The following is a 24,027-nucleotide window of genomic DNA, read 5'->3' as shown; positions in this document are numbered from 1 at the left end:
CTGAACGCCGCCTACCGGGCGGGCATTCCAGGCGCGCCGGGCGGGACTCGACCGACGAGTATCCCCGATCGGTGAGCCCGCCCGGCGGGCGGGGTGGTTCAGTCGCCGCCGGGACCCAGCGTCGTCTTCTGGATCTGCATCAGGAACTCGATGTTGTTGCGCGTCTTGCGCAGCTTGTCCTGGAGCAGCTCCATCGCCTGCTGCGGCTCGAGGGCGGCCAGCACCCGGCGCAGCTTGATGACGATCGCCAGCTCGTCGGGCGAGAGGAGGATCTCCTCCTTGCGCGTGCCCGACGCGTTGACGTCGACGGCCGGGAAGATCCGCTTGTCCGCCAGGCGGCGGTCGAGCTTGATCTCGGCGTTCCCGGTGCCCTTGAACTCCTCGAAGATGACCGTGTCCATCGTCGAGCCGGTCTCGACCAGCGCCGAGGCGATGATGGTCAGCGAGCCGCCGTTCTCGATGTTGCGGGCGGCGCCGAGGAAGCGCTTGGGCGGGTAGAGCGCCGTGGAGTCGACACCGCCGGAGAGGATGCGCCCGCTGGCCGGGGCCGCCAGGTTGTAGGCGCGGCCCAGGCGGGTGATCGAGTCGAGCAGGACGACGACGTCGTGGCCCATCTCGACCAGGCGCTTGGCCCGCTCGATCGACAGCTCGGCGACCGTGGTGTGGTCGGCCGGCGGGCGGTCGAAGGTCGAGGCGATGACCTCGCCCTTCACCGACCGCTGCATGTCGGTGACCTCCTCGGGCCGCTCGTCGACGAGGACGACCATGAGGTGGCACTCGGGGTTGTTCGTCGTGATCGCGTTGGCGATCGCCTGCAGCACCATCGTCTTGCCGGCCTTGGGCGGGCTGACGATGAGCGCGCGCTGGCCCTTGCCGATCGGCATGACCAGGTCGATGACCCGGGTGGTCAGCTGGTGGGAGTCGGTCTCCAGCCGCAGCCGCTCCTGGGGGTAGAGCGGGGTCAGCTTGGTGAACTCCGGCCGCTGCCGCGCCTGCTCGGGCTCCAGCCCGTTGACCGTGTCGAGCCGGACCAGGGCGTTGTACTTGTCCTTGCGCTCGCCCTCGCGGGGCTGGCGGACGGCGCCGGTGATGGCGTCACCGCGGCGCAGGCCGTAGCGCCGCACCTGCGACAGCGACACGTAGACGTCGTTCGGGCCGGTCAGGTAGCCGGAGGTCCGGACGAAGGCGTAGTTGTCCAGCACGTCGAGGATGCCGGCCACCGGCAGGAGGACGTCGTCCTCGCTGACCGTGGGCTCGTTCGGCTGCTCGAAGCGCTCGCGCCCGCCGCGCCGGTTGCGGTCGCGGTAGCGACGGCCCCGGCGACCGCGGCCGCCCTCGAAGTCGTCGTCGTCCTCGTCGTCGCGGGGAGCGCGGTCGCCGCGCCCCTCGGACCGGGTGCCGTCGGTGCGGGTGTCGGGACGCCCGTTGCGCTCGCGCTCGGGACCGCGGTTGCCGTCGCGGCCGGCGCGGTCGCCGTCGCGGGGGGCGCGGTCGCCGTCGCGGGGGGCGCGGTCGCCGTCGCGGGCGGCGCGGTCACCGTCACGGGCGGCACGGTCACCGTCACGGGCGGCACGGTCACCGTCACGGGCGGCACGGTCACCGTCACGGGGGGCCCGGTCGCCGTCACGGGCGGCACGGTCGCCGTCCCGGCCGGAGCGGTCACCGTCACGGTCGCGGGTGCGTCCGCGCTCGCGGTTGCGGGCGGGCCGCTCGTCGGTGCGGTCGCCGTCGGTGCGGTCGCCGTCGGAGCGGTCGTCGTCGGCGCGGGGGGCCGCCGGGGCCTGGTCGCTGTCGGCGGTCGCGGGGGCCTCGGGGGCCTCGGGCGCCGTGCTCTGCGGGCCGGGAGCGTCGGCGGCGGGCGCGCCGGCCGGGCGGCTGGCGGCACGACGACGACGCGGCGTCTCGGGAGCGGCCGGTGCGGCCGCGGCGTCCGGGGTGGTCAGCGGGCCGCCGTTGGCGCCGCCGCTGACGGGCGCCTCCAGGGGGGCCGCGGTGGCCGCGGCGCCGCGCGGGGTCGGCACGCCCTCACGGGCTCCGGCGGTCGAGCCGCCGTCGGTGCCGGTGCCGCCGACCTGGCGCTCGGAGATGGCGGCGACGAGGTCGCCCTTGCGCATCCGGGCGGTGCCCGAGATGCCGAGTTCGGCCGCGAGGCGCTGCAGCTCGGGCAGCAGCATCCCCGACAGCCCGCTGCCGCGGCGGCGGGATCGGCCCGCCTGCCCAGAAACGGCAGACGCCTCGTCGGCAGCACCCTGGGGCGCGGCGACGAGGTCGGTGGTTTCGCTCACGTACAGGTCCTTCCCTGCGGTGACCTGCGCCTACCGGCGCAGGGGGTGACCCGGTCCACCTGCCGACCCGGGCTGTTTCCGGGGTCGGCACGACGAAGGGATCATGTGGGTGCGGGGCGGGATCTGCGGCGATGGACTCTTCGTCGGCAACGCCCCGCGCGAGGCCAGCCCCACCGGGGCGGCTACGCCGTGAGCCTAGATGCAGCTCACGGGCAGGACAACACAGGTCGAGCCCGGTGTGTTCCTCGTTATGCAGACGATACCTGAGCCCCCGACAGGACCCGTACACCCGTCCGGTCGACCGACAGCGGCAGCAGCCGCCAGCCGTCCGGGACCAGCCCCGCGACCTGCCGCACGGCCGCGCCGTCGCTGAAGTCGACGAGGTCGTCGCCCGGCTGCCTGCGGGCGAGCACCAGCACGCTCGGGCCGGCCCCGGAGACGACGGCGGCCAGCCCCTCGGCCCGCAGCCGGCCGACGAGGGCGAGGGTCTCGGGCATGGCCGAGGCCCGCTGGCGCTGGTGCAGCCGGTCCTCGGTGGCGGCGAGCAGCAGACCGGCGTCCCAGGTCAGCGCGGCGACGAGCAGCGCCGCCCGGCCGGCGTTGAACGCCGCGTCGGCGTGCGGGACGACGTCGGGCAGCAGCCCGCGGGCCGTGTGCGTCGACAGCGTCGACCCGGGCACCAGCAGCAGGGGCTGGATCGCGGGGTCGACGTCGAGCCGCTCGGCGACGGGGCCGTCGACGCCGTCCCACGCGAGCGTCACCCCGCCGTGCAGGCAGGCGGCGACGTTGTCGGTGTGGCCGTCGAGCCGGGCCGCCAGGCGCAGGACGGCGTCGAGGTCGACGGACCCGACGTCCGGGCACAGCGCCCACGCGCCGAAGACCCCGCCGACCACGGCCGCGGCCGAGGAGCCCATCCCCCGGCCCTGCGGGATGGCGTTGACCGCGCGCAGCCGCAGGCCCGGCGGCGTCCAGCCGAGCTCGGCGCACGCCGCGCGGAAGGCCCGCACCACCAGGTGGGACTCGTCCGCGGGCAGCGTGTCGGCGCCCTCGCCGGTCACCTCGACCGACAGCCCGCCGTCGGTGACGCCGAACTCCAGGTCGTCGGCGCAGCTCAGGGCCAGGCCGGCGCAGTCGAAGGCGGGACCGAGGTTGGCGCTGGTCGCCGGGACGCGGATCCGGACCGAGGTGCGCGCGGCCGTGCTCACAGGCCGAGCTGCGCGGCCGCGACCGCCGCGTCGACCGGGACCGTCACCGGGGCCGGGGCGCCGGAGATGGCCCACTCCGGGTCCTTGAGCCCGTTGCCGGTCACGGTGCACACCACGCGCTGCCCGGGCTCGAGCCCGCCGGCCGCGGCGACCTTGAGCAGCCCGGCGACCGAGGCGGCCGACGCCGGCTCGACGAACACGGCCTCGCTGCGGGCGAGCAGCCGGTAGGCGGCCAGGATCTCCCGGTCGGTGACGGCGTCGATGAGGCCGCCGGACTCGTCGCGGGCGGCCAGCGCCTTGGTCCAGGAGGCGGGGTTGCCGATCCGGATGGCGGTGGCGATGGTCTGCGGCTGCTCGACCACGGCGCCGTTGACGATCGGGGCGGCGCCGGCGGCCTGGAAGCCCCACATGCGCGGCGTCCGGGAGGCGGTGCCGTCGGCGGCGTACTCGCGGTAGCCCTGCCAGTAGGCGGTGATGTTGCCGGCGTTGCCGACCGGCAGGCAGTGGACGTCCGGGGCGTCGCCGAGGACGTCGACGATCTCGAACGACGCCGTCTTCTGCCCCTCGATGCGGAACTGGTTGACGCTGTTGACCAGGCTCACCGGGTAGTCGATCGCGAGCTTGCTCGCCAGCGCCAGGCAGTCGTCGAAGTTGCCGTCGACCTGCAGCAGCTTGGCGCCGTGCACGAGCGCCTGGGCGAGCTTGCCCAGGGCGATCTTGCCCTGCGGCACGAGGACGGCGCAGACGAGCCCGGCGCGGGCGGCGTAGGCGGCCGCCGAGGCGCTGGTGTTGCCCGTGGAGGCGCAGATGACCGCCTGCGAGCCCTCCTCGACGGCCTTGGTGATCGCCATGGTCATCCCGCGGTCCTTGAAGGACCCGGTCGGGTTGGCGCCCTCGACCTTGAGGTACACGTCGCAGCCGGTGCGCCGGGAGAGCTCGAGCGCCGGCACGAGCGGCGTGGCGCCCTCCTGCAGGGTCACCACCGGCGTGCTCTCGCTCACGGGCAGCCGCGAGCGGTAGGCCTCGATGAGCCCCGGCCAGTGCGGCGACACGGCTCCGCGCAGCGTCCCGGTCATGACAGCCCCTCCACTCTCAGCACGCTCGTGACCCCGCGGACGGCGGGCATCTCCCGGAGCGCGGTGACGGTCGCCGACAGCGCCGCGTCCGGCGCGCTGTGCGTGACGATGACCAGCGTCGCGGCGTCCCCGTGCCCGTCCTGCCGCACGGTCGCGATGCTGACGTGGTGCCGGGCGAACTCCTGGGCGACCGTCGCGAGCACGCCGGGCTTGTCGGCCACGTCGAGGCTGACGTGGTAGCGGGTCGGCGTCTCGGCGATCGGCCGGGCCGGCAGCCCCGCGTAGGTGGTCACGCCGGGGCCGGCCGCGCCGGCGACCCGGTTGCGGGCCACCGCCACGAGGTCGCCGAGGACGGCGCTGGCGGTCGGCTCGCCCCCGGCCCCGCGGCCGTAGAACATCAGCTCCCCGGCGGCCTCGGCCTCGACGAAGACGGCGTTGAACGCGCCGTTCACGGCGGCCAGCGGGTGCGTGGTCGGGATCATCGCCGGGTGGACGCGCACCGCGACGGAGTCCCCGGAGCCGTTGGCCACCCGCTCGCAGATGGCCAGCAGCTTGACGGTGCAGCCGATCTCGGCCGCGCGGGCGACGTCGGTCGCGGTGACCGCGGAGATGCCCTCGCGGTACACGTCGCCGGCGGTGACCGGCGTGTGGAACGCCAGCGAGGCGAGGATCGCGGCCTTGGCGGCGGCGTCGAACCCGTCGACGTCGGCGGTCGGGTCGGCCTCGGCGTAGCCCAGGTCGGTGGCCTCGGCCAGCGCCTCGGCGAAGCCGGCGCCCGTCTCGGCCATGCGCGACAGGATGTAGTTGGTGGTGCCGTTGACGATGCCGACCACGCGGCGCAGCTGGTCACCGGCCAGGGACTCGCGCAGCGGCCGCAGCATCGGGATGGCCCCGGCCACCGCGGCCTCGTAGTACAGGTCCACGCCGGCCTCCGCGGCCGCCTGGTGCAGCTCGACGCCGTCGTCGGCCAGCAGCGCCTTGTTGGCGCTGACCACCGACTTCCCGGCGGCGAAGGCGGCCAGCAGCAGCGTGCGGGCCGGCTCGATGCCGCCGATGACCTCGACGACGAGGTCGACGTCGTCCCGGGTCACCAGCGCCTGCGCGTCGGTGGTCAGCAGGTGCGCGGGCACCTCCGGGTGCCGGTCGGGACGGCGGACGGCCACGCCGGCCACCTCCACCGGCCGGCCGATGCGGGCGGCGAGGTCGCCGCCCTGCTCGTCGAGCAGCCGCAGCACCGCTCCCCCGACGGTCCCGCAACCCAGCAGCGCGACCCGCAGCGGCCTCACGAGCGGGCCCCGGCGGCGTGCTCGGGGGCCGGCTGGTCGATCGCCGGCGAGGGGGCGGGCACGTCGGCGAGGACGGCGTCGAGGGCGAACACGTCGGACAGTGTCTGACGCCGCACGATCTCGGTGGCGACGCCGTCCCGCACGGCCACCACCGGCGGCTTGAGCAGGTAGTTGTAGTTGCTCGCCATCGACCAGCAGTAGGCGCCGGTGGCGGCCACGGCGAGCAGGTCGCCGGGGACGACGTCCGACGGCAGCCACAGGTCGCGGACCAGCACGTCACCGCTCTCGCAGTGCTTGCCGACGACGCGGCACAGCGCCGGCGGCGCGGTCGAGGTCCGGTTGGCCAGCACGCAGGTGTAGGACGCGTCGTAGAGGGCGGTGCGGATGTTGTCGCTCATCCCGCCGTCGACCGAGACGTAGTTGCGCACCGCCGGCGCGCCGGACGTGCCACCCGCGCCCAGCCGCACCGGCTTGATGGTGCCGATCTCGTACAGCGTGACCGTGCCCGGACCGGCGATCGCGCGGCCGGGCTCGACGGCCAGCCGGGGCACCGGGAGGTCGAGCGCCGCGCACTCGGCCGCCACGACGGCGCGCAGCCGCCGGGCGACGTCGGCCGGGGTGACCGGGTCGTCGTCGGGCAGGTAGGCGATGCCGAAGCCACCGCCGAGGTTCAGCTCCCCGAGCACCTGGCCGGTCGCCTGCGCGATCTGGCCGAGGAGCCCGACCACGCGGTGGGCGGCGGCCTCGAAGCCGGCGGTGTCGAAGATCTGCGAGCCGATGTGGCTGTGCAGGCCGGTCAGGTGCAGCGCCGGTTCACGGATCACGCGGACGGCGGCGGTGAGCGCGTCGCCGGTGGCGAGGGAGAAGCCGAACTTCTGGTCCTCGTGCGCGGTGGCGATGAACTCGTGGGTGTGCGCCTCGATGCCGACCGTGGTGCGGATCAGCACCGGCACCGGCGACCCGCCGGCGGCGACCCGCGCGGCGGCCAGCGGCACCAGCCGCTCGATCTCGTCGAAGGAGTCGACGACGACGTGCCCGATGCCGGCGTCGACGGCCAACCGCAGCTCGACCATCGACTTGTTGTTGCCGTGCAGCGCGATCCGCTCGGCGGGGAAGCCGGCGGCCAGCGCGACGGCGAGCTCGTTGCCGCTGCAGGCGTCCAGGTGCAGGCCGTCGTCGGCGATCCATCGGGCCACCTGGCCGCAGAGGAACGCCTTGGAGGCGTAGTGGACGTCGGCGTCGGTGAACGCGGTGGCGAACTCCTCGGCGCGGCCGCGGAAGTCGGCCTCGTCGAGCACGAACAGCGGGGTGCCGTGCTCCCGCGCGAGTTCGGTGACCGGGCGGCCGGCCAGGTGCAGCTCGCCGTCGACGCGGGTCGCCGAGCGCGGCCAGACGTGCGGGTCGAGCGCGCCGAGGTCGGCCGGCGGGGCGCCGACGGCCGCGGCCACCTCGAAGGCGCCGTGCAGCGGGCCCGCCGGGTGCGCCCTCACATCCGCTCCGGGGCGGAGACGCCGAGCACGCCCAGGCCGTTGCGCAGCACGACGGCGGTCGCGGCGCACAGCCACAGCCGGGCGGTGGTCAGCGGCGTGGCCTCCTCGTCGCCGCGCGGCAGCACCCGGCACGAGTCGTAGAAGCGGTGGTAGGTGCCGGCCAGCTCCTCCAGGTAGCGCGCCACCCGGTGGGGGGCGCGCAGCTCGGCGGCGGAGGTGACGATCCGCGGGAACTCCCCCAGCGCCCGCAGCAGGTCGTTCTCGCGCTCGTGGGTGAGCAGCGCGGCGTCGACGTCGGCGGCCGCACCGAGCGCCAGCCCCAGGTCGGTGGCGTTGCGCAGCACCGAGGAGATCCGGGCGTGCGCGTACTGCACGTAGAAGACCGGGTTGTCGTTGGTCTGCCGGCTCCACAGGTCGACGTCGATGTCGATCATCTGGTCGACCGAGGCGCGGGCGAGGGCGTACCGGGCGGCGTCCACGCCGATCGCGTCGACCAGGTCCGACAGCAGCACGATCGTGCCGGCGCGCTTGCTCATCCGCACCGGCTCGCCGCCGCGCAGCAGGTTGACCAGCTGGCCGATGAGGATCTCGAGGTGCTCGGCCGGGTCGTCGCCAGTGGCCGCGACCAGCGCCTTGTACCGGCCGACGTAGCCGGAGTGGTCGGCGCCCAGCATGATCACGACCCGGTCGAAGCCGCGGGCCCGCTTGTCGAGGTAGTAGGCGCAGTCGGAGGCGAAGTAGGTCGTCTCGCCGTCGGCCTTGACCAGCACCCGGTCCTTGTCGTCGCCGAAGGTGGTGGTCCGCAACCACACCGCGCCGTCGGACTCGTAGACGTGCCCCTGGTCGCGCAGCCGGCCGATCGCCTTCTCCACCGCGCCCGAGTCGTACAGCGACTTCTCGCTGAACCAGACGTCGAAGCCGACGCCGAAGTCCTCCATCGACCGGCGGATCTCGTCGACCATGAGCGCGACGCCGCGGTCGCGGAAGACCCGCACCTGCTCGGCCTCGTCGCGGCCGGTCACGTCGGGCTCGACGGCGACCACCTGCGCGGCGATGTCGGCGATGTAGGTGCCGCCGTAGCCGTCCTCGGGCACCGGCCGGCCGGTCGCGGCGGCCTGCAGGCTGCGGGCGAAGCGGTCGATCTGCGCGCCGGCGTCGTTGATGTAGTACTCGCGGGTCACGTCGGCGCCGCTGGCCTCGAGCAGCCGGCCGATCGCGTCGCCGACGGCGGCCCACCGGCTGCCGCCGATGTGCACCGGGCCGGTCGGGTTGGCCGAGACGAACTCCAGGTCCAGCCGGAGCCCGGCCAGCGCGTCGGTGCGGCCGTACCGCTCGCCGGCGGTGACCGCGTCGACGGCGATCCGGCCGAGCGCGCCCTGGGCGAGCGTGATGTTGAGGAACCCGGGGCCGGCGACCTCGACCCGGTCGATGCCCGGCAGCGCCCGCAGCTCCCCGGCGAGCACCTCGGCGACCTCGCGCGGAGGACGGCCGGCGGGCTTGGCCAGCCGCAGCGCGACGTTGGTCGCGTAGTCGCCGTGCTCGGGGTTCTTCGGGCGCTCGACCACCAGGTCGTCGGGGACGGCGACGGCGAGCGTGCCGCGCTCGACTGCCGCCCCGACCGCGGTCCGGACGAGGTCGCGCAACTGCTCGGGTGTCACCGCGCGATCGTACGGGGCCGGTCGCCGCGCCCCGCCGCTCCCCGTCCGACGTCCAGGGAGCGCTCAGGTCCGCGACCTAGACTGGCCGGTCGGGAGCAGCCACCGGACGAACCCGGCGCTCTCCCCCGGCCTGCACCCGGCGGGCCCCGCGAGGACGAGGAGACGCTGTGCCCAAGGACGGTAAGCCCGACGACGCCCGGAGCGCGCGGGGAGCGTCCGGCAAGGGCGGCTCGGCGTCCTCCGGCCGTGGCGGCAGCGGCTCCCGGCCGTCCGGCGCGCGCGGCGCCGGCAGCGCGGCGAAGGGCACGCCCGGCAAGGGCCCCGGGGGCCGCAGCGCCGCCGGCAAGGGCGGCGGCCGCACCCGGCCGGTGGCCAACGTGGTCACCCCCCAGCGGCCGTGGGGCCTGATCGCCGCCGCGATCGCCGTCGTCGTCTTCGCCGCGGCCGTGCTCACCTACGCGGTGCTGCAGGCGCGGGAGTCCGAGGCCGTCGCCGAGGACCCGGCGGGCAACATCGACGGCGTCGAGCAGTACGACTACTCGGCCGGCCAGGACCACGTGACCACGACCGTCGACTACTCGGAGACGCCGCCGGTCGGCGGTCCGCACGACGGCGTCTGGGCCGACTGCACCGGCACGGTCTACGACGTCGACATCCGGCACGAGAACGCCGTCCACGGCCTCGAGCACGGCGCGGTCTGGATCACCTACGACCCGGACCGGGTGTCCGCCGACGACATCGCCACGCTGAGCGAGCTGGTCGAGGGCACGCCCTACCGGATGATGTCGCCCTACGCCGGGCAGGACTCCCCGATCAGCATCCAGGCCTGGAACCACCAGCTGCAGGTCGACTCGGCCGACGACCCGCGGCTGGCCGAGTTCGCCGACGCGCTGACCCAGAACGACGCCAACACCCCCGAGCCCGGCGCCAGCTGCGAGAACCCGCAGTTCGCGGCGTCGCCGCTGCTCGCCGGCGCCCCCAGCGAGGGTGAGGACGGCATGCCCTCCGACGCGCCGTCGACCCCGACGGACCCGAGCGGCGCCACCGGGTCGACCGCGCCGTGACGTCCGTGCTCGAGCGCCCGGCCGCCGACGTCCCCGCCGCCCCCGCCCGCCAGCCCCTGCGGGTGGTGCTGCTGGCGGTGATCGCCGTCGGGCTCGTCCTGCTCGGGGGCGGGCTGGCCGTGGCGTTCGGGATCGGCGCCGACGAGGCGCCGGCCGCGCCGACGGCCGACTCGGTCGACGCCGGCTTCTCCCGGGACATGGCGGTCCACCACCTGCAGGGCGTGGAGATGGCCAACCTCGCGCTCGAGCGCAGCACCGACCCCGAGGTGCGCCAGCTCGCCTTCGACATCTCGGCCACGCAGACCAACCAGGCCGGCCGCATGCAGGGCTGGCTGGCGCTGTGGGACCTGCCGCTCACCGGCGCCGAGCACATGACGTGGATGAGCGACGACGCCATGGCCGGGCACGACATGTCCGGCATGGGCACGGGCGGCACCGACGGCGCCGTGATGCCCGGCATGGCGACCGAGGAGGAGCTGGCGCAGCTGCGCGACCTCACCGGTCCCGCCTTCGACGTCGAGTTCCTCCGGCTGATGACCCGGCACCACCAGGGCGGCGCGGAGATGGCCCGCTACGCCGCCGAGCACGCCGAGCAGGACGCGGTGCGGGCCCTGGCGCGTTCGATCGCCGAGGCCCAGGCCGCCGAGACGACGACGATGACGTCGATGCTCACCGCCCGCGGCGGGACGCCGCTGCCGCCGCCCTGAGCGGCGACCGACCGGGGGCCGACACCGCCGTCGGCCCGGCCGGGCGGGGCTGGTAACTTCCTCCCTGACCCGAGCCCCCGTAGCTCAGGGGATAGAGCACCGCCCTCCGGAGGCGGGTGCGCAGGTTCGAATCCTGCCGGGGGCACCTCTCGACACCACCGGCCGTCGGCCAGCCGACCTCCTCCCGCGCTCAGCCGCCGTCCGCCGGGCGGGTCAGCAGGTAGTAGGCGTACCGCTCGTCCAGCGCGTCCTGCGGCACGAGCTCGACGGTCTCGGGCACGAAGCCGCACCGCTGCGCGAGCCGCCAGAACTCGTCGATGCCGTACGTCGTCATCGACGCCAGCCCCGACCGGTAGGACCGGCGCCGTGGCCTCGTCAGCCACCGCCCGTCCGAGTACTTCACCTGGATCAGCGCGAGCCCGCCGGGGGTGAGCATGCGGTGCGCGATCCGCAGCAACCGCTCCCCGTACTCCGGGCTGGGGATGAGCTCGAAGACGTAGAAGCTGAGCCAGACGTCGCACCGGTCGACCTCGTCGAGTGCCGCCTCGGGGTCGTCGACGGCGATGCGGACCGGTCGCCAGGGGGTGTCGCTCACCGCGGCGACCTCGCTGCCGCACCGGCTGAGGGTCTCGGCCGAGACGTCGACACCGATGAACTCGTCGGCGCGGGGCGCGAAGTGGACGGCGTTCGCACCGCCCCCGCAGCCCCACTCCAGGACCCGCCCCCAGGGCCGGTCGAACCGCACCGTCCGCGTCCCGCGCTCGAACATCGTCAGGTGGCGACGGCCGATCTCCGGCCACAGGTCGTTGCCCGCGAACGCGGACTCGGTCCGCCAGTGGGCGTCGGACTGCCAGCCCGGGTCCCCGGGCTGCTGCCAGTAGGCCTGGGCGTCCGCGCAGATCCTGCGCTCGGAGTGCCGCAGCCCGGCGCCCGCGAGGACCCGCTGAGCGGCGTCCTCCGTCCGCCTGGCGATGCCCCTGACGTGTGCGAGTTCCATGGCGGCCCCCCGAGGACGGACTGCGAGTATCGGGTCCTGCGCCGCCGGCGGGAAGGGCCCACGGCCCTCCGCCGTACGCCCCGGGCCGGCACACCGCCGGCCCGGCTCCCGGGTTCAGTCCCCGCGCCGCACGGCGCCCGGGGCGACGCCGTTCACCCGCTTGAAGGCCCGGGAGAAGGCCGCCTCGGACCCGTAGCCGAGCTGCCGGGCGACCTCGCCGACCCGCGCGCCGCGGGCCAGTGCCCGGCCGGCGACGTGCATGCGGCGACGGGTGACGTACTGCACCGCCGGTTCGCCGGCCAGCTCGGTGAACCGCGCGGCGAATGCCGACCGCGACATCCGGGCCTCCAGCGCCAGCCGGGTCAGCGTCCAGTCGGCGCCCGGGTCCCGCAGCACGCGGGCCACGACGGGGCCCACCTGCGGGTCGCGCAGCGCGAGCAGCCAGCCCGGGCCGGTCTCCCCGGACTCCAGCCACCTCCGCACGACCTGGATCACGATCACGTCGGCCAGGCGGGTCACCACGGCCTCCGACCCCGGCCGGTCGTGCCGCACCTCCTCCGTCAGCAGCCCGAGCAGCACCGGCAGCCACGCCGGGCGCGCCGCGTCGCGCGCCGGCACCACGAGCACCGGCGGCAGCAGGTCCAGCAGCGGCTCGGCCCCGGGGCGCTCGGCCTCCAGCACCCCGCAGACCAGGCCGGTCCGGGCCCCGCCGCCGCCGATCCGCAGCACCGAGTAGTGCTCGCCCAGGAAGTCCTGCGGGAGCCGGTCGGCCCGCCCGGCGATCCGCGCCCCCGGCTCGCTGCGCAGCAGGTGCCCGCGACCGTGCGGGACCAGCGCCAGGTCGCCGGCGGCCAGCGGGTGCGTGGTGCCCGCGACCTCCAGCAGGCAGCTGCCCTCGGTCACCACGTGGAAGGTCAGGCACCCCTCGAGCACCGGCACCTCGACGCCCCAGGGGGCGGTGCCCTCCGCGCGGCTGTAGAAGGTCCCGCGCACGCGCAGGTCGGCGAACACCCCGCCCAGGGGGTCGACCGGCACCCACGGGACCGCGACCTCGGCTGCCATGGGAGGAGCCTGGCCGCCGCTGGACCGGGCGTCCAGCGTCCCCGGACGTCCGGTCATGTCTCTCGGACGGCCGGAGCTGCCGCGTCCCGCCCGCCGTCGCGACGCTGGAGCCCGCCGGCCACCAGGGCCGGCGGCGAGGCGGAGGAGACGGTCATGCGGGTGCTGGTGGTGGGGGCGACGGGCGGCTCGGGACGAGCGGCGGTGCGGGCGCTGCAGGACGGCGGGCACGAGGTGACGGCGTTCGCGCGGCGGGCGTCGTCGGCGTTCCCCGGTCTCCGCACGGTGGACGGCGACGCCACGGTCGCGGCCGACGTCGACCGGGCGGTGCGCGGCCAGGACGCCGTCGTCGTCACGCTCGGGATCAGCGAGAGCGCGCTGCGGGTGCGGCTGCGCGGCGCCGCCGGGACCGCCGCCGACGTGCGCTCGCGTGGCACGGCGGCGGTGGTGCGGGCCATGCGGGAGCACGGGGTCGGGCGGCTGGTGGTGCAGTCGTCGTACGGGGTCGGGCCGACCCGCGACCGGCTGCCGCTGTCGAGCCGGCTGGTGTTCGCGGCGCTGCTGCGCCCGCAGATCGCCGACCACGAGCGGCAGGAGGAGCTGGTGCGGGCCAGCGGCCTGGAGTGGACGGTCGTCCAGCCGGTCTACCTCACCGACGGCGCGGAGGAGGCCACGTGCTCACCGGCGGGCGACGTGCAGGGCTGGCGGGTCTCCCGCGCGGCGGTGGGCGGCGTGCTCGCCGGCACGGTGGCGGACCCGGCCCTGGCGGGCGCGACGCTCGCCGTGTCGGGGGTCAGCCCGGCTCCCCGGCGGTCGCGGCGGCGGGAACGGACCCTCGTCGCGGGGTGACGGCGCCGGGGACCGGGGTCCCCCGGCGGCGGGCGCTGCGGCGGTACCGGGCGGCGAACAGCGCCACGAGCAGGGCGAGGTCGGCGAGGTGGCCGCCGTGGTACATGACCTGGGCGGCCACCTCGACCTCCCGTGCGCCGAGCCGCGCACCCGGGGGCAGCTCCCCCGCGCGGGCGTACAGCAGCTGGGCCAGCACCGCGTGGGCTCCGCCGGCCGCGACGACGGCCGCCACGCGCACGCGGGTGCCCGGCCGCCGCGGCGCGGGATCCGGGCCGGCCACCGCCCAGGCGAACAGGCAGCCGGCGGCCAGCAGGTGGCCGTGCACTAGCGCGTGCACGGCCTCCGAGCGGGTGCTCAGCGCGTACAGCGGGGTGAGGTGGAGCAGGTACAGGCCGCCGGCGGTGAGGACGGCGCCGGTGCCCGGGTGCGTGAGCACGCGCAGCGCGGGCGCGTGCAGGGCGACGGCGAGCGGCCGCCGCGCGGCCGGGGTCAGCGCGCCGAGCAGCACGGTCAGCGGCGCGCCGAGGACCAGGGCCAACGGCGCCGCGGCGCCCAGGATGAGGTGCTGGACCACGTGGCCGGAGGCACCCGCGGCGGCCTCCTCGAGCGGCGGGGCGAGCGCGACGCCGACGAGCAGGCAGCCGAGCAGCCACGCCGCCGTCCGCCCGGTCGGCCAGTCACGGCCGCCGTCCCGGCGCACGCGGACCCCGGCCAGGTAGAGGGCGGCGGGCAGCAGCGCCGCGCCCCCGGCGAGCAGCCATCCTGCGGCGAGCGCGCCGGTCACGCCGGGTCGCGTCCCTCGCCGCGCGAGGCGAGCACCAGCGCCGTCCCGGCTCCGAGCAGCAGCACCGAGCCGCCGATCCAGGCGAGGTCGTAGGGCAGCAGGTCGACGCCGTAGCGCACCTGGTGCAGCCGGAACACCTTGTGGTCGACCAGCCCGTCGAACAGCTGGAACGCGCCGAGGCCGGTGACGAACCCGGCGACGGCCGACCGGTGAGCCAGCGCGCCGGCCCGCCGCGCGTCCGCCAGCCGGAAGGCGCCGGCGACGAGGAGCACCAGGTAGACCGTCTGCAGCAGCCCGTCCGACAGCAGCCCGACGGCGGTGCTCGACCGGTCGTAGAAGTGGTGCCAGCCCAGCACCAGGTGGAAGACGACGACGTCCGCCGCCGCCATGACGCCGACGCCGAGCATCGCCCCGGTCAGCAGCGAGCGGCGGCGGGCGAGTGGGCGCGGCACGGCGGTCACGTCCTGCGGGGTGCCCGGCCACGGCGCCGCCACACCGCCGCCCGCGTCCTGCTACAGCCGGTGGACCGGCCCGACCGGCATCCGGTTAACGTCCGGGGCATGGAGCACAACGGGGTGCAGCGCACCAGCGTCGGGGACGTCGAGATCGCCTACGAGAGCTTCGGGTCGCCCGGGGACACCCCGCTGCTGCTGGTCATGGGGCTGGCGACGCAGATGGTCGGCTGGCCGGACGGGTTCTGCGAGGCGCTGGCGGCGCGCGGACTGCACGTCGTCCGGTTCGACAACCGCGACATCGGGCTGTCCACCCACCTCGACGACGCCGGCGCCCCCGACGTGGTGTCGCTGCTCGCCGGCACCGGCACCGCGCCCTACGCCCTCGCCGACATGGCCGACGACACCGCGGGCCTGCTCGACGCCCTCGGCTGGGACAGCGCGCACGTGGTCGGCGCCTCGATGGGCGGGATGATCGCCCAGATGCTGGCCATCCGGCACCCGCAGCGGGTGCGCAGCCTGACCTCGATCATGTCGACGACCGGTGACCGCAGCGTCGGCAGCCCGGCCGAGGTGGCCCTCGGCGTGCTGCTGGCCCCGGCGGCGCGCACCCGCGAGGAGGCGCTGCAGCGGGCGGTCGACACCTACCGGGTCATCGGCTCCCCCGGCTTCGAGTTCGACGAGGAGTCCCTGCGCGAGCGGGCCGGCCTCTCCTTCGACCGGGCCCACGACCCGGCCGGCGTCGCCCGCCAGCTCGCGGCGATCCTCACCACCGACGACCGCACGCCGCACCTGGGCGAGATCGCGGTGCCGACGCTGGTCGTCCACGGCGCGCAGGACACGCTGGTCGACGTCAGCGGCGGGCGCGCGACCGCGGCGGCGATCCCCGGCGCGGAGCTGTGGGTGGTCGAGGGCATGGGCCACGACCTGCCGCGCGAGCTGTGGGGCGACCTGGTCGACCGGATCGCCGGGCTCGTGGAGCGGGGCGAGGCCGCCCGCTGAGGCCGCCCGCCGAGGCCGCCCGCTGACGCCGGGTCAGCCCGGCAGCGGGCGGACGACGACCGAGGAGACGACCAGCTCGGGCACCGGCACCCCGGTCTGCCCGGCCGGGGCCTTGGCCGGGAAGTCGAACACCCCGAGCATCAGCTGCACGGGGTAGTCGGGGGCCTGGCCGACCCGGCGGACCACCTCGCCGTCGACGCTGAACACCAGCGCGCCGGGCGACCAGTCGACGGCGTAGGTGTGGTCCCGGCTGACGTCGAGGGCCATCGGCTCGGCCGCGAACTCCTCGGTCAGCCGGGGGTCGCGGAAGCGGTGCAGGCCCATGCCGACCGCCGCCGTCCCCTCGGTGACGGTGTCGCCGAACACCTCCGCCACGCAGATCTCGCCGGAGTGCTCCGGCACGTCCTCGATGCCCGACAGCCAGAAGGCGAACATCGACCGGTCGGTGACCGTGGCCCGCATGGTCGCCTCGAGGTGGCCGTGGGTGGGCGTGAGCCCGCGGAAGTCGGGTTGCTCCTCGCGCACGACCAGCCCCTCGGCGAAGGGCTGCTGCCCGCTGGTGCTGCCGAGCGGGCCGGCCAGGCAGGCCGTCTGGAGGCAGGAGACCCGCAGCGGCTCCGCGTGCAGGTCGGGGCACCACAGCGGCTGGTCGGCGGGGATCGTCAGCCGCAGCTCGCCGTCCCCCACCTCGTACGTCGCCGCCGACTGCGCCCGCGAGCTCCAGTGCGGCAGGTAGTACGGGAACCAGACGTCGAGGTCGAGGTCGTGGCCGGGGAACCGCTCGTCCAGGGTGTCGGGCACGGCGGCACCGTAGGAGGCGCCACCGACAGCGCTCAACTGGTGAGCAGGCCGCCCTCGACCGGGATGGTCGTGCCGGTGACGTAGCCGCCGGCCGCGCTGACCAGGAAGACCAGGGCGGCGGCGAGCTCCATCGGGTCGCCCGGCCGGCCGACCAGCACCCGGCCCAGCTGCTGGTCGATGTAGCCCTCGGGGTACTGCTCGGTCATCTCGGAGTCGAAGAAGCCCGGGGCCAGGGCGTTGACGCGGATGCCCTTGCGGCCGGTCCACTGCTGCGCGAGGTCACGGGTCAGCCCGATCAGGCCGGCCTTGCTGGCGGCGTAGGCGGCCTGCGGCAGCCCGGCGGTGGTCAGCCCCAGGATGCTCGAGATGTTCACGATGGAGCTGCCCGGCTGCATCACCCGCCCGCACGCCTGGGCCATCCAGTAGCAGCCGTTGAGGTTGACGTCGATGACCGAGCGGAACTGCTCGGGCGTCTCGCGCGTGGCCGGCACCGCGGTGCCGATGCCCGCGTTGTTGACCAGCACGTCGACCCGGCCGAACTCGGCGATCGTCGCGTCGACCAGCGCCTGGCAGTCCTCGGGGCTGGAGACGTCGGTGCGCACGGTGATCGCCCGCCGGCCGGCCGCCTCGACCGCCTCGCGGGTGGCGGTCAGCCGGTCCTCGCGCCGCGCGCCGAGCGCCACGTCGGCACCGGCCTGCGCCAGCGCCCGCGCGAAGACGACGCCGAGACCGGACGACGCCCCCGTCACGATCGCCACCTTCCCGTCGAGCCGGAACATGTCCAGCACGTTCTGGTCGACGCCCTCGTCCGCCACGCGTGTCCCCTTCGTCGGTGCCGCCTCCCCCCGAGCCTGTCGCCCTCCGGGGGAGCGCGCCACCGCGGGCGGCGAGTCGTGTGCGGTAGACCACACCGGGCTCTGGGTAGGGCCCGGTCCTCCCGAGGGAGGAGTCCCGATGAGCGACCTCGCGCAGCACGTCGTCGACACCGCCGGGGCCCACGGCGACCGCTGCGCGGTCGGGGCGCCCGTGGCGGTGGGGCCGTGAGCGGCCCGCCGCGGTGGCGGCAGGCGTTCGACGCCGCCGAGCAGCGGGTCACCCCGCACGCCGACCGGCTGGTGCGCACCCCCGGCTTCGCCCTCGGGGTGACCCTGCTCCGACGGGCGCAGGTGCTGGCCCGCGACACCGCCCGGGACGTCTCCGCGCGGGCCTGGCACCTGGTCAACCTGCCGGCCGGCAGTGACGTGGCCCGCCTGCGCGCGCAGCTCGGCGCGCTGGACCGGGAGGTCCGCCGGCTGACCCTGCAGCTGGAGAACGAGCGGCGCCGCCCCGGCCGCCCGACCGCCGGCAGCCCCACCCCCGACGAGGAGCCCGATGCCTCCCCTGCCCAGGCCCCCTCTGCCGGACCCGCGGACGGTCCTCGACCGGGTCCGCCGCGACGTCGAGCGCAACGCCCTCCGCGCCCGTAACGGGATCAGGCTGGTCGCCGGCGTCGACCGGCCCGGCGTGGGCTGCACGCCGAAGGACGTCGTCTGGCAGCGCGGGCGCACCCAGCTGTGGCACTACCGCAACGACCTCGAGGGCAACGGCGGCGTGCGGTACTCCCCACCGCTGCTGATCGTGTTCAGCCTGGTCAGCCGCAGCTACATCCTGGACCTGCAGCCCGGCAACAGCTTCGTCGAGCAGCTGCTCGACGCGGGCTTCGACGTGTACATGCTGGACTGGGGCGAGCCGGACGAACGGGACGCGGAGAACCGGCTCGAGGACTACGTGGACGACTACGTCCCGGCGGCGGTCGACCGGGTGCTGGAGATCTCCGGCTGCGGCGAGGTCAACCTCTTCGGCTACTGCTTCGGTGGCGACCTCTCCCTGCTGTACGCCGCCCACCACCCCGACGCGCCGCTGCGCAGCCTCACCGTGCTGGCCACGCCGGTCGACTTCCGGCACATGGGGCCGCTGGCCGACGTGTTCCGCGTCGGCGGGCTGGAGGTCGACCAGGTCGTCGACGCCGACGGCAACGTCCCGCCACGGGTCGTCGTCCAGGGCTTCCGGTCGCTGACGCCGACGGCGGAGGTCACCCGGTACGTGACCCTCTGGGAACGGCTGTGGAACGACGAGTACGTGAACTCCTACCAGGCGATGACCGGCTGGGCCGACGACCACGTGCCCTTCCCTGGCGCCGCCGCGCGCGAGACGGTGCGGATGCTCGTGCGCGACAACGGCATGGTCACCGACCGGCTGACCGTGGCCGGCGACCGCGTCCACCTGCGCGACGTCCGGGTCCCGTTCCTCACCGTCCGGGCCGACCGCGACCACATCGTGCCGCCGGACGCGACCGCCCCGCTGATCGACCTCGTCGGCTCCGAGGACAAGCACGAGCTGCGGCTGCCGGCCGGGCACATGGGCCTGGTGGTCGGGCGGACGGCGGCGCGGACGACGGTGCCGACCATCCTCGACTTCCTGCGGCGGCGCAGCGACGAGGTCGCCCCCGCCGACTCCGTCCGCCCCGACGCCGCCGCCGAGGCCTGACGTGGCCCTCACCGACCTGCGCCCGGAGCACTGCGAGGCGCTCCTGCGGTTCTTCCGCGAGCTGCCCGAGGGCGACCTCACCTTCATCGAGGAGGAGGTCACCGACCCCGACGTCGTCCGCGCGTGGGCGCGCGGCGAGGGCGGCGGCTCCCGGTGGGTCGCGGTCGACGAGGGCTCCGACGGCGCGGTGGTGACCGGCTACGTCGCCGTCCGCCCGCTGCCCGGGTGGTCGGACCACGTCGGCCGGCTGCGGCTGGTCGTCGCGCCCGCCGCCCGTGGCTCCGGGCTCGGCCGCGACCTCGCGCGCCACGCCCTGGTGCAGGCGGTGTCGGCCGGCCTCACCAAGATCGTCGTCGAGGTGATGGCGGAGCAGGGCGCGGCGCTCGCCCTGTTCACCGGGCTGGGGTTCCGCGGGGAGGCCGTCCTCGTCGACCACGTCCGCGACCGCGAGGGCCGGCTGCGCGACCTGATGGTGCTGGCACACCACGTCGGCGACACCTGGGCCGGGATGGACGCCGTCGGCCTGGCCGAGGCGCTGGGCGACGGTCCTGCCTGACCTCACCGGCGCACAGCCGTCGTCGGAGGTCATCGCGACCGTCCCCGTGCCGTCACCGGCCCGACACCTCGGCCACCGACGCTGCTCGGCGTGAGCCCGACGCTGATCGCGCCCGCCGCCCCCGAGCCCGCCGCCCCCCGCCTCCGCCGGCTCCGCACCGCCGCCGTACTGGCCGGCGCCGGGCTGCGGCCGGGCACCTCCCGCCGCGCCGCCGTGTGCGGCGCCGCCCGCCTGCTGACCGCACTCGGCGTCCGGGTGCGCGTGCAGGCGCCGCTGGTCGCCTGGCCCCGCGTGCGGCCCGGCTCCCCCGGCGTCCTCGTGGTCGCCGACTCCCGCTCCGACCTCGCCCACCTGGCACTGACCACCGCCGTCCCCGGGACCGTCGCCGTCGAGGGCCGCCCCGGCCGGCACGCCCGCGCCCTGCGGCTGCCGGTGCTGCCGGCGTCGGCCGACGCGATCGCCGCCGCCCTGCGCGCCGGCACGACGGTGACCGTGCGGCCCGGCGCCGACGGCCGCCTGTCCCCCGCCGGCTTCGCGGCCGCCGCGGCCACCGGTGCCCCCGTGTGCCCGGTCGCCGTGCGGAGCCGGCCGGGCGCCGGGGTCACGGTCGTGGAGCTGCACCTGCTGCCCGAGGTGGCGGGCGCGACCGGGGACCCGGCGGCGCTGGCCGACGGCGCCCGCCGCGCGCTGACCGCACTCCCCGGTGGCCTGGCTGCAGGGGCCCGCCCCGAGCCTGCGAGGGGTGGCGGGCAGCGGGGTCCTGCTACTCGGTGACCCGCCCCTCCCGGACGTCGAGGCGGCGGGTCGTGTCGACCGCCTCCAGCATCCGGCGGTCGTGCGTCACCAGCAGCAGCGTGCCGCGGTAACCGGCCAGCGCCTGCTCCAGCTGCTCGATGGCCGGCAGGTCCAGGTGGTTGGTCGGCTCGTCGAGCACCAGCACGTTGACCCCGCGCGCCTGCAGCAGCGCCAGCCCGGCGCGGGTGCGCTCCCCCGGCGAGAGCGTCTCGGCCGGGCGCAGCACGTGGTCGGCCACGAGCCCGAACTTGGCCAGGAGCGTGCGCACCTCGGCGGTCGGCCGGTCGGGCACCTCGGCCGAGAAGACGTCGAGCAGCGGCTCGGGGCCCACGAAGCGGCCGCGGGCCTGGTCGATCTCGCCGATCCGCACCGCCGGGCCGAGCGACCCGCTGCCCTCGTCGAGCGCGACCCGGCCGAGCAGGGCGGCCAGCAGCGTCGTCTTGCCGGAGCCGTTGGGGCCGGTGATCGCCACCCGGTCCCCCCAGTCGACCTGCAGGTCCACCGGGCCGAGGGTGAAGCCGCCCCGCCGGACGACGGCGCCGCGCAGCGTCGCCACGACCGCTCCCGCCCGCGGCGCCGCGGCGATCTCCATCCGCAGCTCCCACTCCTTGCGGGGCTCCTCGACCACCTCCAGCCGCTCGATCCGCCGCTCGGTCTGCTTGGCCTTGGCGCCCTGCTTCTCCGCGGTCGACCGGTTGTGGGCCACGATGTGCTTGTCGGGGTCCTTCTTCTTCTTGACCGCGTCCCGCACGCCCTTGGCCAGCCAGTTGCGCTGCATCCGCGCCCGCGCCTCGAGCTCCGCCTTCGTGTCGGCGTACTCCTCGTACTCCTCGCGGGCGTGCCGGCGGGCGACCTCCCGCTCCACGAGGTAGCTCTCGTAGCCCCCGTCGTGCACCCGGACCAGCTGCTGCGCCAGGTCCAGCTCGACGACCCGGGTGACCGTCCGCGCCAGGAACTCCCGGTCGTGGCTGACCACCACGACGCCGCTGCGCGCGCCGGTGACGAAGCGCTCGAGCTGGTCCAGCCCGGCCAGGTCCAGGTCGTTGGTCGGCTCGTCGAGCAGCAGGACGTCGTAGCGGGACAGCAGCAGCGCGGCCAGGCCCACCCGCGCGGCCTGCCCGCCGGACAGCCCCGCGGTGACCGCGTCCAGCGCGACGCCGGGGGCGACCTCGGCCACCACCTGCTCCGCCCGCTCGTCCAGGTCGGCCCCGCCGAGCGCCAGCCAGCGCTCCAGCGCCTCGGCGTACTCGTCGTCGGCCCCGGGCTCGCCCGCGGTGAGCCGCTCGGTCGCGGCCTCCATCGCGGCCTGGGCCGCGGCCACACCGGTCCGCCGGGCCAGCAGCCCGGCGACGGTCTCCCCCGGCCGCCGCTCGGTCTCCTGCGGCAGGTGGCCCACGGTCGCGTGCGGCGGGCTCAGCGCGATGCTGCCGGACTCGGCGGGCAGCTCGCCGGCGAGGATGCGCAGCAGGGTCGACTTGCCGGCGCCGTTGACGCCGACCAGCCCCACGACGTCACCCGGGGCGACCACGAGGTCGAGACCGGAGAACAGGACGCGGGCGCCGTGGCCGGCGGCCAGCTCCCGGGCGACGAGGGTGGCGCTCACGGGACACCAGCCTGCCAGGGCGGCTCAACCGGGTTCGCGCTCGTCCGCCGGGTCGTCGTCCTCCTCCTGCTCGAGGACGTCGTCGGCGATCTCGTCGAGCATCCCCTCGAAGGCCGGGTCCTCCTCGCCGGGCGGACGGCGGCGCAGCAGCCACGGCTGCAGGTGGTCGTAGCCGCGCACCGACACCCGGCGCAGCGGCCGCACCCGGTAGGCGGGCAGTCCGCGCAGGCGGCGGGCGAGCTCCCGGTCGACGAGCACGGTGCCGTGCCGGGCCACCGAGGTGAGCCGGCTGGCCAGGTTCACCACCGGTGAGTAGACGTCGCCGAGGTGGGTCAGCACGGTCCCGTACGCGGCCCCCACGCGCAGCGGCGGCCGGTCCGGGGCGTCCCAGGCCTCGGGCAGGTCCAGGGCGATCTCGGCCGCCGCGGCCGCCGTCGTCGCGGTGAACAGGACGCCGTCCCCGACCGTCTTGACCACCCGGCCGGCCCGCCGGGCGACGACCTCGGCGGCGATCGACTCGAAGTCCTCGATCATGGCGCCGAGCTCCCGGCCGCCCATGCCGCGGCTGCGCGAGGTGTAGCCGACCAGGTCGGCGAAGCCGACGGCGAGCTCGCGGCGGTCCCCGCCCACGCCGCCGGTGGCCTGCAGCCGCTCGGCGTTGGCGGCGAGGTGCCGGCGCCAGACGTAGTCCTGCACCGCGCGCAGCACCGGCAGCAGCCGCTGGGCGGCCTCGATCACCCGGTCGACGTCGAGATCCCCGGTACCCCCGGCGGTCCGGACGAGGGTCTCGGCGAGCAGGTCGGCCTGCCAGTCGGCCAGCCGCGACAGCGCCTGGGCCAGCGCCCGCGCGATGGAGGCCTCGGTGTTCTCGTCGACGAACCCGGCGTCGATGAGCGACGACAGCAGGCCCAGGGCGTGCACGTCGGCGTCGGTGAAGACGACGGCGTCGTCGGCGACGTCCGGGAAGCCCAGCGCCCGCCACAGCCGCTGCGTGCGCGCCGGCGGCATCCCGGCCATCTCCGCCACCTGGTGCCGGGTCCAGCGGCGGGGACCGCCGAGCAGCAGCCGCTCCAGGGCGTCGCGGGCCTGCCCGCCCGGGTCGGCACCCGGCTCGTCCACCGCCGACCGCCCGGAGCTCAGCCGGTCGTGTGGACGACGAGCACGTCGCAGCCCGACCGGCGGGTGGCGTCGGCCGGCACCGATCCCAGCAGCCGGCCCTTGACGCTGTTCAGGCCGCGGTTGCCGACGACCAGCAGGTCGGCCTCCTCGCGCCGCACGACCTCCATCAGCACCTCCACCGGCGAGCCGGCGACCGCCACCGACCGCACCTGGCCGGCGCCGGCCGACGCGGCCCGCTCGGCGGCCGCCCGCACCGTCTCGTCGGCCGGTGACGAGCCGACCACCTGGTAGGCCTCGTCGCCGAGCACGTCCTGGGCGCGGGTGAGCTCGCGGTCGTCGGTCTCGGTCGGCAGGTAGGCGCAGGCGATGACCAGCTGCGCGCCGCACGCGCCCGCCAGGGCCCCGGCCCGGTCCACGGCCCGCAACGACGACTCCGAGCCGTCCGTCCCGACGACCACCGTGCGATACCCGCTCACGTCCGCCCGCTCCGCTCTGTCGACCCGTCGCCGGACTGTAGGTGACCGGCGAGCCCTGCGCGCCCGGTGCAACGAGGACGGGAGCGGCAGGACACGGCGAACTCTTCGCGAACTGTTCGCAAGAAGCTCCGCCGGTGCGGTTGGATGATCACGCCAGTCCCCCGAGCCCCCCGAGGAGGGCGTCATCGCCACGGGCAGCACCGCCACCGGCAGCACCACCACCGGGAGCCCGGTCCC

23 protein-coding genes and 1 tRNA gene are annotated in these 24,027 nt (G+C 76.0%); 9 read left to right on the top strand and 15 right to left on the bottom strand.

Features of this window, described 5'->3' with window-relative positions:
- Positions 1-98: 98 nt before the first annotated feature.
- The 6 genes from rho to argS all read right to left on the bottom strand — a co-directional run bounded on the left by rho (position 99) and on the right by argS (position 9,000).
- Entirely contained in the window at positions 99-2,285 is a 2,187-nt protein-coding gene (rho, locus tag ACI8AX_RS00635; protein WP_456547851.1) for a transcription termination factor Rho, read from the bottom strand.
- 248 nt (positions 2,286-2,533) lie between these two features.
- Entirely contained in the window at positions 2,534-3,490 is a 957-nt protein-coding gene (thrB, locus tag ACI8AX_RS00630) for a homoserine kinase (protein ID WP_456547850.1), read from the bottom strand.
- Positions 3,487-4,566, bottom strand: a complete 1,080-nt coding sequence (gene thrC / locus ACI8AX_RS00625; RefSeq protein WP_456547849.1) for a threonine synthase — start codon at positions 4,564-4,566, stop codon at positions 3,487-3,489. The genes thrB and thrC overlap by 4 nt, the downstream gene beginning before the upstream one ends.
- The gene (locus ACI8AX_RS00620; protein ID WP_456547848.1) at positions 4,563-5,852 is read right to left on the bottom strand and encodes a homoserine dehydrogenase; all 1,290 of its coding nucleotides are present in this window, start codon (positions 5,850-5,852) and stop codon (positions 4,563-4,565) included. Before ACI8AX_RS00620 ends, thrC begins: the two co-directional genes overlap by 4 nt.
- The gene (lysA, locus tag ACI8AX_RS00615) at positions 5,849-7,342 is read right to left on the bottom strand and encodes a diaminopimelate decarboxylase (protein WP_456547847.1); all 1,494 of its coding nucleotides are present in this window, start codon (positions 7,340-7,342) and stop codon (positions 5,849-5,851) included. Before lysA ends, ACI8AX_RS00620 begins: the two co-directional genes overlap by 4 nt.
- Positions 7,339-9,000, bottom strand: a complete 1,662-nt coding sequence (argS, locus tag ACI8AX_RS00610; protein WP_456547846.1) for an arginine--tRNA ligase — start codon at positions 8,998-9,000, stop codon at positions 7,339-7,341. Before argS ends, lysA begins: the two co-directional genes overlap by 4 nt.
- Positions 9,001-9,167: 167 nt before the next feature.
- Here argS and ACI8AX_RS00605 point away from each other — a divergent pair, with 167 nt between their 5' ends.
- The 3 genes from ACI8AX_RS00605 (at position 9,168) to ACI8AX_RS00595 (ending at position 10,916) form a co-directional block, all read left to right on the top strand.
- The gene (locus ACI8AX_RS00605) at positions 9,168-10,064 is read left to right on the top strand and encodes a DUF3105 domain-containing protein (protein ID WP_456547845.1); all 897 of its coding nucleotides are present in this window, start codon (positions 9,168-9,170) and stop codon (positions 10,062-10,064) included.
- Positions 10,061-10,771, top strand: coding sequence for a DUF305 domain-containing protein (locus ACI8AX_RS00600; protein WP_456547844.1), 711 nt, complete (start codon positions 10,061-10,063; stop codon positions 10,769-10,771). The genes ACI8AX_RS00605 and ACI8AX_RS00600 overlap by 4 nt, the downstream gene beginning before the upstream one ends.
- A 73-nt stretch (positions 10,772-10,844) precedes the next feature.
- Positions 10,845-10,916, top strand: a tRNA-Arg gene (locus ACI8AX_RS00595).
- Between the two features lie 45 nt (positions 10,917-10,961).
- Here the strand turns inward: ACI8AX_RS00595 and ACI8AX_RS00590 are convergent.
- Together ACI8AX_RS00590 and ACI8AX_RS00585 are read right to left on the bottom strand one after the other, a co-directional pair.
- On the bottom strand, positions 10,962-11,768 hold the full coding sequence (locus ACI8AX_RS00590; protein ID WP_456547843.1) for a class I SAM-dependent methyltransferase: 807 nt from the start codon (positions 11,766-11,768) through the stop codon (positions 10,962-10,964).
- Between the two features lie 114 nt (positions 11,769-11,882).
- Entirely contained in the window at positions 11,883-12,830 is a 948-nt protein-coding gene (locus ACI8AX_RS00585; RefSeq protein WP_456547842.1) for an AraC family transcriptional regulator, read from the bottom strand.
- Between the two features lie 153 nt (positions 12,831-12,983).
- On the opposite strand from ACI8AX_RS00585, the gene ACI8AX_RS00580 reads away from it, so the two are divergent.
- Positions 12,984-13,676 carry an NAD(P)-dependent oxidoreductase gene (locus ACI8AX_RS00580; RefSeq protein ID WP_456547841.1) on the top strand — a complete coding sequence of 231 codons (693 nt, stop codon included), beginning with the start codon at positions 12,984-12,986 and terminating at the stop codon, positions 13,674-13,676.
- Here the strand turns inward: ACI8AX_RS00580 and ACI8AX_RS00575 are convergent.
- Both ACI8AX_RS00575 and ACI8AX_RS00570 read right to left on the bottom strand, forming a co-directional pair.
- A complete protein-coding gene (locus ACI8AX_RS00575) occupies positions 13,621-14,460 on the bottom strand; it encodes a cytochrome c oxidase assembly protein (protein ID WP_456547840.1) in 840 nt (279 codons plus the stop codon). The two genes, ACI8AX_RS00580 and ACI8AX_RS00575, sit on opposite strands and share 56 nt — an antisense overlap.
- Positions 14,457-14,912: a DUF2243 domain-containing protein gene (locus tag ACI8AX_RS00570; RefSeq protein WP_456547839.1), complete on the bottom strand. Its 456-nt coding sequence runs from the start codon at positions 14,910-14,912 to the stop codon at positions 14,457-14,459. Before ACI8AX_RS00570 ends, ACI8AX_RS00575 begins: the two co-directional genes overlap by 4 nt.
- A 108-nt stretch (positions 14,913-15,020) precedes the next feature.
- Here ACI8AX_RS00570 and ACI8AX_RS00565 point away from each other — a divergent pair, with 108 nt between their 5' ends.
- Positions 15,021-15,914 carry an alpha/beta fold hydrolase gene (locus ACI8AX_RS00565; protein WP_456547838.1) on the top strand — a complete coding sequence of 298 codons (894 nt, stop codon included), beginning with the start codon at positions 15,021-15,023 and terminating at the stop codon, positions 15,912-15,914.
- A 33-nt stretch (positions 15,915-15,947) separates the two neighbouring features.
- Here ACI8AX_RS00565 and ACI8AX_RS00560 read toward each other — a convergent pair whose 3' ends face one another.
- Both ACI8AX_RS00560 and ACI8AX_RS00555 read right to left on the bottom strand, forming a co-directional pair.
- Positions 15,948-16,715 (bottom strand): glycoside hydrolase family 16 protein, encoded by a 768-nt coding sequence (locus ACI8AX_RS00560; RefSeq protein WP_456547837.1) that lies wholly within the window; start codon positions 16,713-16,715, stop codon positions 15,948-15,950.
- A 32-nt stretch (positions 16,716-16,747) separates the two neighbouring features.
- Positions 16,748-17,530: an SDR family NAD(P)-dependent oxidoreductase gene (locus ACI8AX_RS00555; protein ID WP_456547836.1), complete on the bottom strand. Its 783-nt coding sequence runs from the start codon at positions 17,528-17,530 to the stop codon at positions 16,748-16,750.
- Between the two features lie 225 nt (positions 17,531-17,755).
- On the opposite strand from ACI8AX_RS00555, the gene ACI8AX_RS00550 reads away from it, so the two are divergent.
- The 4 genes from ACI8AX_RS00550 to ACI8AX_RS00535 all read left to right on the top strand — a co-directional run bounded on the left by ACI8AX_RS00550 (position 17,756) and on the right by ACI8AX_RS00535 (position 20,571).
- Positions 17,756-18,181 carry a hypothetical protein gene (locus ACI8AX_RS00550; RefSeq protein ID WP_456547835.1) on the top strand — a complete coding sequence of 142 codons (426 nt, stop codon included), beginning with the start codon at positions 17,756-17,758 and terminating at the stop codon, positions 18,179-18,181.
- On the top strand, positions 18,087-19,241 hold the full coding sequence (locus tag ACI8AX_RS00545) for an alpha/beta fold hydrolase (protein WP_456547834.1): 1,155 nt from the start codon (positions 18,087-18,089) through the stop codon (positions 19,239-19,241). Before ACI8AX_RS00550 ends, ACI8AX_RS00545 begins: the two co-directional genes overlap by 95 nt.
- Position 19,242: 1 nt before the next feature.
- The gene (locus ACI8AX_RS00540; RefSeq protein ID WP_456547833.1) at positions 19,243-19,797 is read left to right on the top strand and encodes an N-acetyltransferase family protein; all 555 of its coding nucleotides are present in this window, start codon (positions 19,243-19,245) and stop codon (positions 19,795-19,797) included.
- 90 nt (positions 19,798-19,887) lie between these two features.
- The gene (locus ACI8AX_RS00535) at positions 19,888-20,571 is read left to right on the top strand and encodes a hypothetical protein (RefSeq protein ID WP_456547832.1); all 684 of its coding nucleotides are present in this window, start codon (positions 19,888-19,890) and stop codon (positions 20,569-20,571) included.
- Here the strand turns inward: ACI8AX_RS00535 and ACI8AX_RS00530 are convergent.
- The 3 genes from ACI8AX_RS00530 to ACI8AX_RS00520 are packed head-to-tail and all read right to left on the bottom strand — an operon-like array spanning position 20,561 to position 23,790.
- Complete coding sequence (locus ACI8AX_RS00530) at positions 20,561-22,195, bottom strand: ABC-F family ATP-binding cassette domain-containing protein (RefSeq protein WP_456547831.1); 1,635 nt, start codon at positions 22,193-22,195, stop codon at positions 20,561-20,563. The two genes, ACI8AX_RS00535 and ACI8AX_RS00530, sit on opposite strands and share 11 nt — an antisense overlap.
- A gap of 24 nt (positions 22,196-22,219) precedes the next feature.
- Positions 22,220-23,314: an adenylate/guanylate cyclase domain-containing protein gene (locus ACI8AX_RS00525; protein WP_456547830.1), complete on the bottom strand. Its 1,095-nt coding sequence runs from the start codon at positions 23,312-23,314 to the stop codon at positions 22,220-22,222.
- Positions 23,315-23,331: 17 nt separating this feature from the next.
- A complete protein-coding gene (locus ACI8AX_RS00520) occupies positions 23,332-23,790 on the bottom strand; it encodes a universal stress protein (protein WP_456547829.1) in 459 nt (152 codons plus the stop codon).
- Between the last annotated feature and the right edge of the window lie 237 nt (positions 23,791-24,027).

This window comes from Blastococcus sp. SYSU D00813, from assembly GCF_054050735.1.
The sequence above is the reverse complement of the archived record's forward strand: the minus strand, read 5'-3'. Positions and strand labels throughout refer to the sequence as shown.